The organism is Streptomyces pathocidini (assembly GCF_001418495.1).
Classification (GTDB): Bacteria; Actinomycetota; Actinomycetes; order Streptomycetales; family Streptomycetaceae; genus Streptomyces; species Streptomyces pathocidini.
On sequence record NZ_LIQY01000074.1, the window covers coordinates 12,796 to 27,541 of the forward strand.

At 67.8% G+C, this 14,746-nt stretch carries 17 protein-coding genes and 1 pseudogene; 14 read left to right on the forward strand and 4 right to left on the reverse strand.

The features are described 5' to 3' along the window. Window positions 1–33 precede the first annotated feature (33 nt). Together AOK16_RS25195 and AOK16_RS25200 are read left to right on the forward strand one after the other, a co-directional pair. Window positions 34–567 (forward strand): SLATT domain-containing protein, encoded by a 534-nt coding sequence (locus tag AOK16_RS25195; RefSeq protein ID WP_240483371.1) that lies wholly within the window; start codon window positions 34–36, stop codon window positions 565–567. Continuing rightward, window positions 567–1,436 carry a nucleotidyltransferase domain-containing protein gene (locus tag AOK16_RS25200; RefSeq protein WP_157859109.1) on the forward strand — a complete coding sequence of 290 codons (870 nt, stop codon included), beginning with the start codon at window positions 567–569 and terminating at the stop codon, window positions 1,434–1,436. Before AOK16_RS25195 ends, AOK16_RS25200 begins: the two co-directional genes overlap by 1 nt. 23 nt (window positions 1,437–1,459) lie before the next feature. On the opposite strand, the gene AOK16_RS04940 is transcribed toward AOK16_RS25200, so the two are convergent. Continuing rightward, on the reverse strand, window positions 1,460–2,299 hold the full coding sequence (locus AOK16_RS04940) for a GntR family transcriptional regulator (RefSeq protein WP_079101069.1): 840 nt from the start codon (window positions 2,297–2,299) through the stop codon (window positions 1,460–1,462). A gap of 157 nt (window positions 2,300–2,456) precedes the next feature. Between AOK16_RS04940 and AOK16_RS04945 the strand changes: the two genes are divergently transcribed. From AOK16_RS04945 to AOK16_RS04955, 4 genes are all read left to right on the forward strand, one after another. Then, entirely contained in the window at window positions 2,457–2,810 is a 354-nt protein-coding gene (locus AOK16_RS04945) for an SCO3933 family regulatory protein (RefSeq protein WP_055470980.1), read from the forward strand. Then, window positions 2,810–4,114, forward strand: a complete 1,305-nt coding sequence (locus AOK16_RS04950; RefSeq protein ID WP_055470981.1) for an FtsK/SpoIIIE domain-containing protein — start codon at window positions 2,810–2,812, stop codon at window positions 4,112–4,114. The genes AOK16_RS04945 and AOK16_RS04950 overlap by 1 nt, the downstream gene beginning before the upstream one ends. After that, window positions 4,111–4,305, forward strand: coding sequence for a hypothetical protein (locus AOK16_RS27010; RefSeq protein WP_157859110.1), 195 nt, complete (start codon window positions 4,111–4,113; stop codon window positions 4,303–4,305). Before AOK16_RS04950 ends, AOK16_RS27010 begins: the two co-directional genes overlap by 4 nt. A 294-nt stretch (window positions 4,306–4,599) precedes the next feature. Continuing rightward, window positions 4,600–5,982, forward strand: coding sequence for a replication initiator (locus AOK16_RS04955; RefSeq protein ID WP_107098271.1), 1,383 nt, complete (start codon window positions 4,600–4,602; stop codon window positions 5,980–5,982). Between the two features lie 138 nt (window positions 5,983–6,120). Here the strand turns inward: AOK16_RS04955 and AOK16_RS04960 are convergent, their stop codons facing one another. Next, window positions 6,121–7,557 carry a recombinase family protein gene (locus AOK16_RS04960; RefSeq protein WP_055470983.1) on the reverse strand — a complete coding sequence of 479 codons (1,437 nt, stop codon included), beginning with the start codon at window positions 7,555–7,557 and terminating at the stop codon, window positions 6,121–6,123. A 65-nt stretch (window positions 7,558–7,622) separates the two neighbouring features. Between AOK16_RS04960 and AOK16_RS26320 the strand changes: the two are divergent. The 3 genes and pseudogenes from AOK16_RS26320 to AOK16_RS04970 all read left to right on the forward strand — a co-directional run. Further along, a pseudogene (locus AOK16_RS26320) lies at window positions 7,623–7,778 on the forward strand (dicarboxylate/amino acid:cation symporter); the annotation flags it as partial. Window positions 7,779–7,937: 159 nt separating this feature from the next. Next, the gene (locus AOK16_RS04965; RefSeq protein WP_055470984.1) at window positions 7,938–8,411 is read left to right on the forward strand and encodes a carboxymuconolactone decarboxylase family protein; all 474 of its coding nucleotides are present in this window, start codon (window positions 7,938–7,940) and stop codon (window positions 8,409–8,411) included. 145 nt (window positions 8,412–8,556) lie between these two features. Next, on the forward strand, window positions 8,557–8,907 hold the full coding sequence (locus AOK16_RS04970) for a VOC family protein (RefSeq protein WP_055470985.1): 351 nt from the start codon (window positions 8,557–8,559) through the stop codon (window positions 8,905–8,907). Window positions 8,908–9,108: 201 nt separating this feature from the next. On the opposite strand, the gene AOK16_RS04975 is transcribed toward AOK16_RS04970, so the two are convergent. Then, a complete protein-coding gene (locus AOK16_RS04975; protein ID WP_055470986.1) occupies window positions 9,109–9,312 on the reverse strand; it encodes a cold-shock protein in 204 nt (67 codons plus the stop codon). Between the two features lie 376 nt (window positions 9,313–9,688). Between AOK16_RS04975 and AOK16_RS04980 the strand changes: the two genes are divergently transcribed. The 4 genes from AOK16_RS04980 to AOK16_RS04995 all read left to right on the forward strand — a co-directional run bounded on the left by AOK16_RS04980 (window position 9,689) and on the right by AOK16_RS04995 (window position 13,381). Beyond that, window positions 9,689–10,546 (forward strand): menaquinone biosynthetic enzyme MqnA/MqnD family protein, encoded by an 858-nt coding sequence (locus AOK16_RS04980; protein ID WP_055470987.1) that lies wholly within the window; start codon window positions 9,689–9,691, stop codon window positions 10,544–10,546. 247 nt (window positions 10,547–10,793) lie between these two features. Beyond that, on the forward strand, window positions 10,794–11,993 hold the full coding sequence (gene mqnC, locus AOK16_RS04985; RefSeq protein ID WP_055470988.1) for a cyclic dehypoxanthinyl futalosine synthase: 1,200 nt from the start codon (window positions 10,794–10,796) through the stop codon (window positions 11,991–11,993). Window positions 11,994–12,000: 7 nt separating this feature from the next. Beyond that, window positions 12,001–12,639 (forward strand): amidohydrolase family protein, encoded by a 639-nt coding sequence (locus AOK16_RS04990; RefSeq protein ID WP_055470989.1) that lies wholly within the window; start codon window positions 12,001–12,003, stop codon window positions 12,637–12,639. Window positions 12,640–12,670: 31 nt separating this feature from the next. Next, window positions 12,671–13,381, forward strand: coding sequence for a demethylmenaquinone methyltransferase (locus AOK16_RS04995; protein ID WP_055470990.1), 711 nt, complete (start codon window positions 12,671–12,673; stop codon window positions 13,379–13,381). Window positions 13,382–13,425: 44 nt separating this feature from the next. Here AOK16_RS04995 and AOK16_RS05000 read toward each other — a convergent pair whose 3' ends face one another. Continuing rightward, on the reverse strand, window positions 13,426–13,887 hold the full coding sequence (locus tag AOK16_RS05000) for an Lrp/AsnC family transcriptional regulator (protein WP_055470991.1): 462 nt from the start codon (window positions 13,885–13,887) through the stop codon (window positions 13,426–13,428). A 157-nt stretch (window positions 13,888–14,044) separates the two neighbouring features. Between AOK16_RS05000 and AOK16_RS05005 the strand changes: the two genes are divergently transcribed. Beyond that, window positions 14,045–14,746 (forward strand): asparaginase (locus AOK16_RS05005; protein WP_055470992.1); only part of this gene is annotated, 702 nt, incomplete at its 3' end.

Genomic DNA, 14,746 nt, shown 5'->3' on the forward strand with positions numbered 1-14,746 from the left:
CCTTTACAGGTCAACGCTAGATATTCTCAGCCAGTGGAAGGTGAAGGAATGCAAGATGAGGCGCGGCGGGAATCGATTGCGAGAGAGCTGAAGCGGATTGAAGAGAGCGCTATGTGTAGCGCTCAGGCGCAGTTCGAGCAAACAAAGCAATGGCGGGGAATTAACCTTCTACTAGGGTTGCCTGCTAGTTTGCTTGCCGCCATAGCTGGGACGGCGGCCCTCGTCAACGCAAGCGGCCGGGTGGCGGCTGGCGTTGTAGCCTTGGCCTCTGCTGGATTTGGCGCCATGCTTACGACGATTAATGCATCTCACAGGATGAATCAAGCCGCCGCGGCGGCGAACGCATATTTGGAAATCCAGACAGCTTCTCGTCAGGTGCGAGAGGTTGACCTTCCGGACCTTTCTGTTGAGGAAGCCAGGGGAGTTCTGGCTGAATTGACAGCTAGGCGTGACGAACAAAACAAGACGGCTGAGCCGCCCAATAGAAGGTCATACAAGAAGGCTCAGGAAAATATTCGATCCGGTGGTCAAAGCTACGCTGTGGATGAAATGGAATCGGAGGAGTAATGGCATTGTCTGTGGCTCAGGGATTCTCTACCTTCCTGGACGGGTTGGTCCCCTTGCCGTCTCAGCGAACTGCGGCAGCCAGGCATCGAGCAAGTGTTGAAAAATCAATACGAAATGCCTTGCCGGTAACCCTATTTCGGGAAACTGGCTCTTTTGCGCATGGGACTGGCGTACGCAACCATACGGACGTGGACCTGCTCGTCAGCATCAGTCGAGCCCGTCCGGAAAGTTCGGACACGGCTCTATCGTGGGTGCGAACTGCGTTGAGGGAAAGCTTCCCGAACACAATAGTGCGTACCAGTCGTCCGGCAGTCGTGGTTGAATTTGATCACGGAAATGAGACCTGGGAGGTGATCCCGGGCTTTATTACGAGCCGAGGTCCAAAAGATATATCTGTTTATGACATCCCTGGACCCTCGACTGGGTGGATCGACTCTGCACCGACAGCCCACCTAGACTACGTCTCGGAAGTGAACGCCGAACCAAAAATTTCCGGGGGAGCCAAGAAGCTGGCCCGTCTCGCGAAGGCGTGGAAGTACTACAACGACGTCCCCATCTCCTCGTTCTACCTAGAGATGCGAGCCGCAAAATATCTCTCGGGTGATTCTCTGTTCGACCCTATGGTCGACATGTGTCTTTACCTAGAGAGTTTGGAAGAAATCAGTCTCGCATCCATGAATGACCCGAAGAGGGCGTCTGGGAGATTCGATGCATGCTCTACTGCGCCGAAAATCGAAGAGACGCTCTCAAAACTCTCGACGGCCGCAACTAGGGTGAGAAAGGCGTTGGATGCCTCTAATCGGGGAGATGCTGAATCGGCATTCCATTATCTTGGCCTTCTCTTTGGTGGGAACTTCCCTGCGAGATAAGCAAGGCCGGTGATTCTACTCTGTCAGCCGTCCCCGCATCTTGAGTATTTGTCGAGACGGGGGATCTCGTGGCGTGGGCTGTCAGGGGCGCTTGGCGCTGAGGAGGCGTCGCGGGAGTCTGCGGTGATGCGGTAGGAGAGTTGGGCGCGGTCGCCGCTGGTGCGTAGTTCTTCGAGGATCAGGGGGGCGTCCTTTGTTCCGTGGGTGATCCGCAGCGTGTGGATGACGGGTGTTGCATCTGGGAGTTGGAGACTCGTTCGCTCGTCGGGGAGGGGCATGCGGGCGCGGACTGTTTCCGACCACCAGAGCTTGTGCCCGGACTTGGTGAGCACTTCGTAGATGGCGGACGGCTCGGTGTCGGGGGCGTCAGCCAGGGGGGTGTCTTGGGCGGTGCTGAAGGGGATCAGCGCGGTGTGGAGTAGGCGAGTTCCGGTGGCAGGGTTCGTGAGAAGGCGGTCGCAGCCGAAGAGCGGTTCGCCTTCGGGGAGTTGGAGTAGAGCGCTGGTCGTTGCGATGGTCTTCGTGCGGTAGGTCGTCGGCTCTTGCTCCGGGTCCCACGTGCTGCCGGGGTGGGTGGTGAAGTGCCCCGAGCTGTTGAGGGTGACGCTGCGGTCGAGGGTCACTGCGGGGGATGCCGTGTCGCGTACGAACGAGCCCTTGCCGTGGATGACTTCGATCAGGCCCTCGGAGCGAAGAGCCGCGACGGCGTTGCGCACGGTGGGACGGGAGACCTCGTAGCGGCTGATGAGTTGAGCCTCGGAGGGAAGCGGGGCGCCAGGTGGGAACTCGCCGGAGGTGATGGCTTCCCGGATGGCGGCGGCGACCTGCTGGTACAGCGCTCCGGGGCGCTGGATCTCATCCATATCTGAAGTCTCCCTGTCGTGTGTTGTGCGTCGCACTCTCGTCACTCGTCAGCATAAGTGCTTGCAGCCTCGGTTGCTAGAGATGCATAGTCGTCACTCGTCAGTACGAGTGACGACGTAATGTGCGTCGTCTGGAGGCCTGGGAGGCCGAGAACTCATGCAGTCCATACCTGTCGACACATCCCGGCTGGGTGCGTTGATGTGCGTGGTCAAGCCGGAGCCGAAGATCGCGGACTTCGAGAGGAAGGAGGTCAAGAAGGACCGGGACGGCAACACGATCTACACAGTTGCCGTGACGGTACGTCAGGACGGCCGTCGGGTATCGGTGATCGAGATCGCCGTGGCCGGGGAACCGAAGGGCGTCGCAGAGGGCATGCCGGTGAAAGTGACCGGCCTGGAGGCCTTCTCTTGGGTCATGGGCGACCGGCACGGAATCAGCTTCCGGGCTGCTGCCATCACCTCCGCACCGATCGCCCCGTCGGTATCGGCCGGCAGTAAGGCGGGTGGCTGATGGGACCCATCGCGCTCGCCTTCGCTCTCGCAGTGCTGGCCTGGTTAGTCGTCGCCCAGTCAGCGCTCAAGGAGCGGTGGCCGCACTGGCACTGGTACCTCACCGGCTACCCGGTTGCCGCCTCGCGGGTGCTGTTCACCTGGCGGAAGGTCGCCCAGCTCAACGACCTTGCGGTGTCGCACCGGCCGAACCGGGCGCTGCTCGGGAGTCTGGCGGTGAAGGGCGAGCCGCTGCGGCCGATCGCCCCGCGGATCTCCTTCCCCCGAGCGACTCGGACAGGGCTGTCGCTCGTGGTGCGGCTGCATCCCGGACAGACCCCGGCACCGTTCATCGCGGCGGCCGACGCCCTTGCTCACGCCTGGCGAGTTCACGCCGTGCGTGTTATCTCGCCAGAACGCGGGATCGTGCTCCTGGTTGCCACAGGCGGAGACCCGTTGGAGCGTCCGGGACTTGTCCAGGCTCCGGCCGAACTCCTCTCCGCGCTCATCGGCGTGCTGGAGTCCGGTTCGGCCTGGGTGATGAACCTCCGCCAGGTGCCGCACTGGTTGATCGTGGGGGCCACCCAATCGGGCAAGTCCACATTGCTCGCGCGGCTCGTAGCGGAACTCGCACCGCAGCCGGTCGCCCTCGTCGGGATCGACTGCAAGGGCGGCATGGAACTCGGCCTGTTCGGTGCACGGCTCTCCGCTCTGACGACCTGCCGTGGCGAAGCGGTCGCAGTCCTCGGAGCGCTGGTTGCGGAGACCCAGGAGCGTATGCGTGCCTGCCGTGTTGCAGGGGCGCGTTCGATCTGGGAACTGCCGGAGGAGGAGCGGCCCGTACCTGTCGTGGTCCTCGTCGACGAGTTGGCGGAGCTCTACCTCTCGGACGGCACCCGGGAGGGCAAGGCAGAGGCCGAGCGTTGCTCGACTTACCTCCTGCGACTGGCCCAGCTCGGTGCCGCACTCGGCCTGCACCTGGTGGTCGCCGGGCAGCGAGTCGGCTCCGACCTTGGGCCCGGCGTCACGGCCCTACGCGCCCAACTGAGCGGGCGGATCTGCCATCGCGTCAACGATCCCGGCACGGCGGAAATGACGCTGGGGGACCTCAACCCCGATGCCGTAGCGGTCGCGCAGGCGATCACAGCGGAGGAGAAGGGTGTCGCAGTCTGCGCCGGTGCTGACGGTGGCTGGGGCCGTGCCCGCTCTCACCTGACGACCACGGAGGAAGCCCGGCGGATCGCTGAACAGCATCAGGCCCGGGCCACCGAACTCCCGGTCGTGGCAAAGGCGCTGGCGAGCATGGAAGGAGGTGAGCGGGTGTGAGTACGGGTGTCGCAATGCCGCTCGTGGTGGTCTTCGGGATCATCACCGTCCTCCTGGTCCGCTCGCGCGACGTGAAGGCGTGGGAGGCCGTCTTGATCGGCCTGTTCGGCTTCTACACCGCGCTGACTCCGATCGGCTGGGCCGTCATCGGAATCGTGAACTGGTTCCTGTCCGGCTTCTCCCACACCTAGCCCAGGAGGCCGCACCCATGCCCATGCGCCGCGTGCGCTGCCCTTCCTGCAAGGGCGAAGGATCACGCCCCACGTGGACCGGACGGCGCCGCCGTTGCCGGATCTGCCGGGGCACCGGAACTACCCGCTGACCCAACCGCAACACCGAACCCGAGGAGTGATCGCCATGGACGCAAGCCGCCCATCCCCATCAGTTCGCGCCGCCGCAGGAGCGGCCCACCCCGGGAGATCCCCACCATCACCGCAGACACGCACTCGGCCGACAGGCGCGCCGCACTCGATCATGCGGCGCGCCTGCGCCAACTCTCCGAGACAGACCGAGACCTCGTACGCCTGGCCAACGACCCGCGACTCGGCCGCCTTCTGGAGCAGATCGCTGCCACCGGCGGATGTGCGCAGCCCATCCACCTCACCGGCTCAACCACGATCTATGACGCGGGCACGGGCGGCGTGCTCCGCCACTACGACACGGCGGCCGAACCCGGCGAACGGCTCCTGGTCCGCTGCCGCAACCGCCGCGCCACCGTCTGCCCTGCCTGCTCCCGGCTCCACGCAGGCGACACCTACCACCTCGTACGTGCTGGGCTTCTCGGTGGCAAGAGCGTCCCTGCCGAGATACGCGAACACCCCCGGCTGTTCGTCACCTTCACCGCCCCTTCCTTCGGCCCCGTGCACCGGGCCAACGACGGTCGTCCGTGTCGCCCTCGGCGCTCAGCCGGCACCTGCGAGCACGGCCGCTCCCGCACCTGCCAGTCCATCCACGCCGAGGGCGACTTGCTTGTCGGCCAGCCCTTTTGCCCGGACTGCTACGACTACGTGGGGCACGTCCTGTGGCACACCCATGCTGGGCGCCTGTGGAAGGCGTTCACGGACAACCTGTACAACCACCTCGCCACACGCGCCGGGCGCACCCGAAACGCCCTCCGCCGTTCGTTGCGCATCTCCTACGCGAAGGTCGCCGAGTACCAACAGCGGGGCGCTATCCACCTCCACGCGGTCATACGCCTCGACGGCGCATGCGGGCCGGACAGCGAACCCCCTGCCTGGGTGGGGCCGGACATGCTGGCAGAGGTCATACGGACGGCGGCGGCAGCAGTCCACCTGCGCACCCCGTACAGTGCAGCCCTTGGCGAGCACGGACTGGCCTGGGGCACACAACTCGATGTCCGACCGCTCCGCTCCCTCGACGATCCGAACGAACTCGCCGACGAAGCGGTAGCGGCGTACGTGGCCAAGTACGTCACCAAGGGGGCCGCCGAGGGCTCCGCGAGCGGTACCGATCGCCGCGTGACGAGCGTCGACGACATCGACCACGCACCCGTGACCCCGCACGTCCGCTCCCTCATGCGCGCCTGCTGGCGCCTCGGCGGCATTTCCGAACTGCGGTCCCTCCGGCTCAGGGCCTGGGCCCACACCCTCGGCTACCGCGGCCACATACTCACGAAGTCCCGCCGCTACTCCACCACGTACGCGGCACTGCGAGCGGAACGCGCCGCGTACCGGCAACCCGAAGCCTCAGCCGAGGAACGCGACACCACAGTGGAGGTGCACTGGCGATACGTCGGCTCAGGCCACTCCCCGGGTGCCGCTCTCATCGCGGCGGGTATCGCTGAGGACCTGGCTCGGAACAGGGAGATCGCCCGCGACGACGCGTTGGCGCGGGGTGACGCCGGTTGACCGATCGCGCGCCGGAACCGGAACCGCTGCCTGATTGGATCGCCGAGGTGCTGGACTGCTGGGTGCCGCCTGAGGACTTCGACGCTCGCATGACGGGCGTTGTCGAGAGCTACATAGCCGCTCGACAGGAGGCGTCGGCTACTCCTCCCCGGCCTCAGTCCCTGCGCCGACGGGCGTGATCTTGATCGACGTGATCTCCGGCGGCTTCCTCCGGCCACGCCCGATGCTGTAGACCTCGACCTGCTTGATCACGCTCGCTACGATCGCGCGGCGGCGCTCCAAGTTCTCCTCGTTGTCGTCGTGCCACACGGCCAGGGCGTCCGTCTCCTCCTGCGCAACGGCAACGACGGCAGCGGCCTCTCGCGTTCGGAGCTGCTGCAACTGGCCGCGCAGGTGAGTCAAGGAGTCGTAGTAGTCCTCGTCTTCCATCTGCCCGTCCTTCCAACGGAGTCGGAGCAGGCGGATGCGGCTTTCGACACCGGTGATCTCAGCGGCCAGGTCCACGTCCGGGGTGGGTAGCGGCTTCGGCTTCCGCTTCGACAGGGCGGCTTCCACCACCTCGTTCAGCCGCTCCTCGATCCAGTCGTACTTGCGGCTCACCTTGCCGCAGCCGAGTCCGCCCATCCCGTTTCCCTGCGCGGAGTGGCAGAACGTTCGCCGGAAAGTACGGCCCTGGATGGTCGCCCACTGCACGCGCATGGGTGCGCCGCAGTGCCCGCACTTGAGGAAGCCCGTGTACACGTGCTTCCTCTTGCCCGAACCCTGTGCCGCTGGTGTGGCCCGGCTGTCGAGAAGGGCCTGTACGTTCTCCCATTCCTCGCGCTTGAGCGGGCTCGGATAGATGCTGTCGCCGATGTCCTGACCCTTGTACGTGACGATGCCACCGGTCCGCTGTGATCGGAACACCCGCTTGACCGACTGAATCGTCCACGCTCGGCCCTCGGGCGTGGTCGTCTTGCGGTCTCTCCACAGCCGGGCCACATCACCAGGCGTCTTCTGGCTCATCAGCATCTGGTACCCGACGCGGATGAGCTTCGTCTCCTCGTCATCCAACTCCCGGAAGTGCGATCCGGCCTCGAAGCCGAACTGGCGCTTGCCGCCCGCGTGAGGCTTGCCCTGCTCACGTCGTTGGAGCAGCGCGGCGTTCACGCGCTCGGCCATGCGCTCCGTCTCCTGCTGGGCCACCGCACCCTTGATGGTCAGGATCATGCGGCCGGAGGCGGTTGAGGTGTCTTCCCCCTCTGTGGTCGCGAACTGGAAGCCGTATTCCTTCTGTTCATCGAGGAAGCTCGTCAGCTCCGAGATGCGGCGTGTAAGGCGGTCGATCGAGTACACGACGATCGCGTCGATCACGCCCGTCTTCGCGTCACGCATCATCTCGGTGTACTGCGGCCGCTTCTTCCGGCTCGTGGTCGATGCCGATGTGTCGTTCTCCGGATACAGCTTGTGCACGGACCAGCCGCGCTGTTCGCACAGCTCGCGGCAGGCCTTCTCCTGGCGCTGGATGCCCAGCTCCTGCCCCTTGCGATCCCGGCTGATCCGGACGTAGATCCCCACACGCTTCGGTTTTGCCATGACCCCACCCCTACCGAACGTCTCACCCCTACGTACTGCTTAACGTACATACACAGCATGCAGTTACGAACGTGGCCGGACAGGCGCTGGTGCCGGTCGTGGTCTCGGCGCGGGAGAAGATCCTGGACGAGGAGGCGTACGCGTCGGCGACGTCCTCCCCGATCGACGAGTACGACGCGGACGACGCGGACCAGCGGGCGACCGTCCCGGCCGCCGCGTAAGCCGGGCCGAGGGGCCGAGCGAACCGGGAAAGCGCTTCCGATCTTGGACGAGATCGGGGGCGCTTTCGCGTATGCGGGTACCCGCACCTCGCATGTCACAGATCGCCGAGCTGTTCCGTCACAGAGGTGTAGGCAGCTGCAACGACATAGGAGTGCACCATGAACGCTCGCTTGAACTTCCTCGAGAACCCGGTCGCGGCCAAGTACGTCAAGCACTTGGTCGCGGCGAGCAGGGCGGTCACGGACTCGGCGCTGCCGACCGCGACGCAGGAGCTGGTGAAGCTCCGCGCCAGCCAGATCAATGGCTGCGGTTTCTGCGTCGACATGCACACCAAGGACGCCCTGCACCACGGGGAGGACGCGACGCGCCTCCACATGGTCGCGGCCTGGCGGGAGGCCACAGTGTTCACCGACGCCGAGCGCGCCGCCCTGGAGCTGGCGGAGCAGGGCACCCGCATCGCCGACGCGGCCGGCGGAGTCACGGACGAGGCCTGGGCGAACGCCGCCAAGTACTACGACGAGGACCAGCTCGCGGCCCTGGTGTGCACCATCGCCCTCATCAACGCCTTCAACCGCGGCAACGTCATGCTCCAGCAGCCGGCGGGCGACTACCAGCCCGGCCAGTTCGGATAACGAGGAGCGGCCGACGCCCCCGTGCGGCAACAGCAGCACGCGCCCCGGGCCCTGCTCGTCAGAGCCCGGGGCGTCGTGTTGCGCGGGTGCGGGGGCCCGCGCTGCGAGGATGTGAGGGTAGGCCGGATCGTGGAGTGGAGGCAGTGTGATCAGTGGGGCGCACGTCATCGTTTACAGCCGGGACGCCGAGGCCGATCGGGCGTTCATCCGGGAGGTGCTGGAGTTTCCCGGGGTGGACGCGGGCGGCGGGTGGCTCATCTTCAAGTTGCCGCCTGCCGAGGTGGCGGTGCACCCCACCGACGGGGAGCCGCGGCACGAGTTCTATCTGATGTGCGACGACCTCGACGCCCAGCTCGCCGAACTCGCCGCCAAGGGTGTCGAGATCGCCCGGCCGGTCAGCGAGCAGCGGTGGGGGCGGCTCGCGGCGCTGCGGCTGCCGAGCGGGGCCGAACTGCCGATCTACCAGCCGCTGCACCCCGTGGCGCACAGTCTGTAAGCGGGCCTTGAGCTCGGCTCGTACGCCACCGTGACCCCGCCGCTCAAGCCCCGGCTGGGTACGGTCGGCTGACGCCAGCGCCGGATGGCGCCGGGCGCCGGAGGCGGAAAGGCAGGAGCCCCGCCGCCCACCGGAGTGGGGAGAAGCGGGGCTCCTTGGGTACTGCGTTCAGACCGCTGTGGCCGGCTGACCTGGGAGAGGTCAGGCCGGGGTGACGTTCTCCGCCTGCGGGCCCTTGGGGCCCTGGGTGACGTCGAAGGTCACCATCTGGTTCTCCTCGAGGGAGCGGAAGCCAGACGCGTTGATCGCGGAGTAGTGGACGAAGACATCCGGGCCGCCGCCGTCCTGGGCGATGAAGCCGAAGCCCTTTTCAGCGTTGAACCACTTCACGGTTCCGGTAGCCATAAGCCCTCCTTGGGCCAAAGGGTTGCCCTGCTCCAGAACCTGCAAGAAGTCTGAAAACTACAAAAGCCTGCGGCGTCACATGCTCCGCAGGCTCTGTACTGCAAGGGAAACCAAACTGCAACTTGCGGCGAGCCTAGCACGGTGGGCTTCGACGGAGGAAGAGGTGAAGATCACCCAGGTGGGCGGTTTCGTGCCTGGTCCGCCGCCCTGACCTGGGCGGTTATCCGGATGGGCGATCATGGATTCCTTTCATGCCGGAGGCCTATGCCGAAGCAATCGGGTGAATGGGGCGGAATTCCCTTCGCTGTGCGCCCGCGGCGCGCTGGGAATCCACCCCGGCGCGAAAGATCTGTACCGACGGGTCTAGCCTCCGGATGTGGACCATTCTTGGCGCAGCCGTCCCCGGGTCGGCCACATCCAGTTCCTGAACTGCGTTCCCCTCTACTGGGGCCTCGCCCGCACCGGCACCCTGCTCGATCTGGAGCTGAGCAAGGACAGCCCGGAGAGGCTCAGCGAGCAGCTGGTCCGCGGCGAGCTCGACATCGCGCCGATCACGCTCGTCGAGTTCCTCCGCAACGCCGACGACCTCGTGGCCTTCCCCGACCTCGCGGTCGGCTGCGACGGCCCGGTCATGTCCTGCGTGATCGTCTCCCAGGTGCCGCTGGAGCAGCTGCACCACGCGCGCGTGGCGCTGGGCTCCACCTCGCGGACGTCCGTACGCCTGGCCCAGCTGCTGCTGGCCGAGCGCTACGGGATCGAGCCGGACTACTACACCTGCCCGCCGGACCTCGGCGTGATGATGCAGGAGGCGCAGGCGGCGGTGCTGATCGGGGACGCGGCCCTGCGGGCCTCGCTGCACGACGCGCCCCGACTCGGCCTCCAGGTGCACGACCTCGGGCGGATGTGGAAGGACTGGACGGGGCTGCCGTTCGTCTTCGCCGTCTGGGCCACGCGCCGCGACTACCTCGCACGCGAGCCCAGGACTGTGCGCGAGGTGCACGAGGCGTTCCTGGCGTCCCGGGACCTGTCCCTGGAGGAGGTCGGCAAGGTCGCCGAGCAGGCGGCCCGTTGGGAGACCTTCGACGCGGAGCTGCTGGAGCGCTACTTCACCACGCTCGACTTCCGCTTCGGCACGCAACAGCTCGCCGGGGTCACCGAGTTCGCGCGCCGGGTCGGCCCGACGACCGGGTTCCCGGCGGACGTACGAGTGGAGCTGCTGGCCGCGAAGGCCTGAGCCACGCGCGCGTAGAGCCTGAGCCAACGCGCGCGTACGGGTACTTCCCGCAACCATCGCCGGGACCGGGCCGACGGCGGACCGGGCCACGCGTGCGTGCGGTTGCTTCGCCGCGGTCGGGGCGTACCGGAATCCCTGAGCCGCGCGCGTGACGGGTGCCTCGGGCGGGCTGTCGGGTCGGCTGTCGGACCCCTGGCGTACGCTGAATCCCGTCCGTCAACGCACCCTTCGGAAGGGACCAGGCCCGGTGAGCGAGCGCGCCGACCAGCAGTCCATTCTTGACCGCGCCGCCGCCGGTGGCCGTATCACCCCGGAGGAGGCGCTCGACCTGTACCGGTCGGCGCCGCTGCACGCGCTGGGCGCCGCCGCCGACGCCGTGCGCCGCCGTCGGTACGCCGGGATCGAGCACATCGCGACGTACATCATCGAGCGGAACATCAACTACACCAACGTGTGCGTGACGGCGTGCAAGTTCTGCGCGTTCTACGCCGCGCCCAAGGACAAGGCCAAGGGCTGGACCCGCGACCTGGACGACATCCTGCGGCGCTGCGCGGAGACGGTCGAACTCGGCGGCACGCAGATCATGTTCCAGGGCGGCCACCACCCGGACTTCGGCGTCGAGTACTACGAGGAGCACTTCTCGGCCATCAAGAAGGCGTTCCCGGAGCTGGTGATCCACTCCCTGGGTGCGTCCGAGGTCGAGCACATGGCCCGGATCTCGGGCGTCTCCGTGGAGGAGGCGATCGGCCGGATCCACGCGGCGGGCCTGGACTCCTTCGCGGGCGCGGGCGCCGAGCTGCTGCCGGCCCGGCCGCGCAAGGCCATCGCCCCGCTCAAGGAGTCCGGCGAGCGCTGGCTGGAGATCATGGAGACGGCGCACGGGCTGGGCGTCGAGTCGACCTCCACGATGCTGATGGGCACCGGCGAGACCAACGCCGAGCGGATCGAGCACCTGCGGATGATCCGCGACGTGCAGGACCGCACGGGCGGCTTCCGCGCCTTCATCCCGTACACCTACCAGCCCGAGAACAACCACCTGAAGGGCCGGACGCAGGCCACGATCTTCGAGTACCTGCGGCTGATCGCCATCGCCCGGCTGTTCCTCGACAACGTCGCCCACATCCAGGGCTCCTGGCTGACCGTCGGCAAGGAGGTGGGCCAGTTGTCCCTGCACTACGGCGCGGACGACCTCGGCTCGGTGATGCTGGAGGAGAACGTAGTCTCCTCGGCCGGCGCCAGGCACCGCTCCAACCGCATGGAGCTGATCGAGCTGATCCGCGCGGCCGGCCGCGTGCCGGCGCAGCGCGCGACGACGTACGAGCACCTGGTCGTGCACGACGACCGGGCGAACGACCCGGTGGACGACCACGTCGTCTCGCATCTGTCCTCGGTGGCGATCGAGGGGGGCACGGCCCACCCCGAGTTGAAGCTCATCGAGGCCAACTGACGCCGCCGTGCTGACCGTTCACGCCGCAGAGGTCCTGTGGACCGGCCCCGGGCACGAACTCGTCCGGGGCGGGGCGGTGGTGGTGGAGGGCGCGCGGATCGCCTTCGCCGGGCCGTACGAGAAGGTGGTCGCGGAGTGCCCGCGGGCGCGCGTGCGGCGGTGGCCAGGGCTGCTGACGCCGGGGCTGGTCAACCGTGAGGCGGGCTGGCTACTGGAGGCGGTGTACCACCCGGATCCGCGTGAGGCGGAGGCGCTCGGCACCGAGCCGGTGATGAACGCGGCGCTGGCCGCCGCACGGCCGGGTGAGAGCGCCCGGCGGGGCGTCCAGCGGATGCTGGCGCACGGGACGACGGCGGTGGTCGGGCCCTTCGAGGTGCCCGAGGTGCGGGCCGCCGTCGAGCGGGCCGGGCTCGTGGTGGCCGCCGCGGCGCCGTCCGGCGTCCGGTCCGCGACCCCTCTCGACCCGCTGGCCGGGGAGGCCTGTGACGGCGCCTTCACGGCCGCGCCCGTGCCGGGCGGCCGCGCCGACCTCGCCGTCTTCGACGTGCGCACCGACGGCGACCCGCTCGCCGCGCTCGCCGAGGCCGGGGCCGGGACGTGTGTGGCGACCGTGCTCGGCGGGCGGCTCGTCCACCGCCGCCGTTAGGGCGCCGCCCGCCGCCTGCCAGAATGGGCGCGTGACGCGAGCCTCCCTGGACAAGCAGCCGCACGAAGTCGCCGCGATGTTCGACGACGTGGCGGCCAAGTACGACCTCACCAACGACGTGCTGTCCCTGGGGCAGGCGCGGCTGTGGCGCAAGGCCGTGGCGCAGGCCGTCGGCGCGCGCCCCGCCGAGCGCATCCTCGATCTCGCCGCGGGCACGGCCACCTCCTCGCAGCCGTTCGCGGCGGCCGGGGCGTATGTCGTGCCCTGCGACTTCTCGCTCGGCATGCTGCGGGAGGGCAAGCGGCGCCATCCGCACATGCCCTTCACGGCCGGGGACGCCACGAAACTGCCGTTCGCCGACGGGGTCTTCGACGCCGTCACGATCTCCTTCGGGCTGCGCAACGTCCATGACACGGACAGCGCGCTGGCCGAGCTGCTGCGGGTGACCCGGCCCGGCGGGCGCGTGGTGATCTGCGAGTTCAGCCACCCCACGTGGGCGCCGTTCCGCACCGTCTACAGCGAGTACCTGATGCGGGCGCTGCCGCCGGTCGCCACCGCGGTGAGCAGCAACCCCGACGCGTACGTCTACCTCGCCGAGTCCATCCGCGCCTGGCCGGACCAGCCCGCGCTGGCCGCCCGGCTCCAGAAGGCGGGCTGGTCCGAGGTCGCCTGGCGCGATCTGACGGGCGGCATCGTCGCGCTGCACCGCGGCCGAAAGCCCGCGGAACCTGTGAACCCGTAGAACTCGCGGGACCTGTGAACCCGTAGAACCCGTGGGAGAGGCGCCTAGGGGCGGGTGGCGACGGGGAGGCCCGTCGGCTCCTTGATGTGCTTCATCACGATCTGGGAGTTCACCTCCGTCACGCCCGGCAGCGCCGTGATCCGCTCGATCCACAGCCGCTCGTACGTGTCGATGTCCGCGACCGCGATGCGCAGCAGGCAGCCGGGGCTGCCGAAGAGGCGGTAGGCCTCGACGACGTCCGGGAGCTCCTGGAGCGCGGTCTCGAAGGCCTCCACCGTCGCGCGGTCGCGCTGCACCTCCACCGAGACCAGCACCTCGAAGCCGCGGCCGACTGCGGCCGGGTCGAGCACCGCGCGGTAGCCGCGGATCACGCCCTCCTGCTCCAGCTGGCGTACGCGGCGCAGGCACGGGGAGGGGGTCAGGCCCACGCGCTGGGCCAGCTCCTGGTTGGTCAGGCGGCCGTCCTGCTGGAGCTCGCGCAAGATGTTGCGGTCGATGGCGTCCACAGGGCCATTATCTGCCACGGTTCTGGGGATGATGCGCGTCATCTCGCCAGCGCATTGCCGCCGGAATTCTCTATTCTTGCCTCTCGGAAGGTTTTTCGATTTCGGAGAATCCGGGACATTCGGAAATCCGGGACAGGCGAGAGAAGGTGAGCAGGGCATGCGACGGATCGTCGTCGTGACCACGGGCGGGACGATAGCCAGCCGCTGGCAGGGCAACGGCTACGCCGCCGACGCGGCCGGGCACGACGTGCTGGCCGCGGCCGTCGTACCGGACGGGGTCAGGACCGAGATCGTCGACCTGTTCACGGTCAACAGCCCCCGGCTGACCACCGCGCACCAGCTCGCGCTGTTGCGGGCCGTGCACGACGTCCTGGGCGACCCGTCGGTCGACGGCGTCGTCGTCACGCACGGCACCGACACCCTGGAGGAGTCGGCCTTTCTGCTCGACCTCCACCACGGCGATCCCCGCCCCGTTGTCCTCACCGGCGCCCAGCGCCCCCTGGAGGCCGTGGACGGGGACGCGTCGGGGAACCTGTACGACGCGCTGCTGACCGCCGCGAGCGTCGAGGACCTCGGAGTGCTCACCGTCTTCGCCGGGCGGGTGCACGCCGCGCGGGGCACGGTGAAGATGCAGACCGTCGCCGCCGACGCGTTCGCCGATCCGTCCAACGAGCCCGTGGGGAAGGTGGGGTTCGGGCGGGTGCACATCGCGCGCCGGCCCGAGCGGGTCGCGCCGCTCGCCGTTCCGGCGGTGGACGCCGAACTGCCGCGCGTGGACATGGTGATGCACCACGCCGACGCCGATCCGCTGCTCTTCGAGGCCGCGGTGGACGCCGGGGCGCGGGGGGTCGTGCTGGTG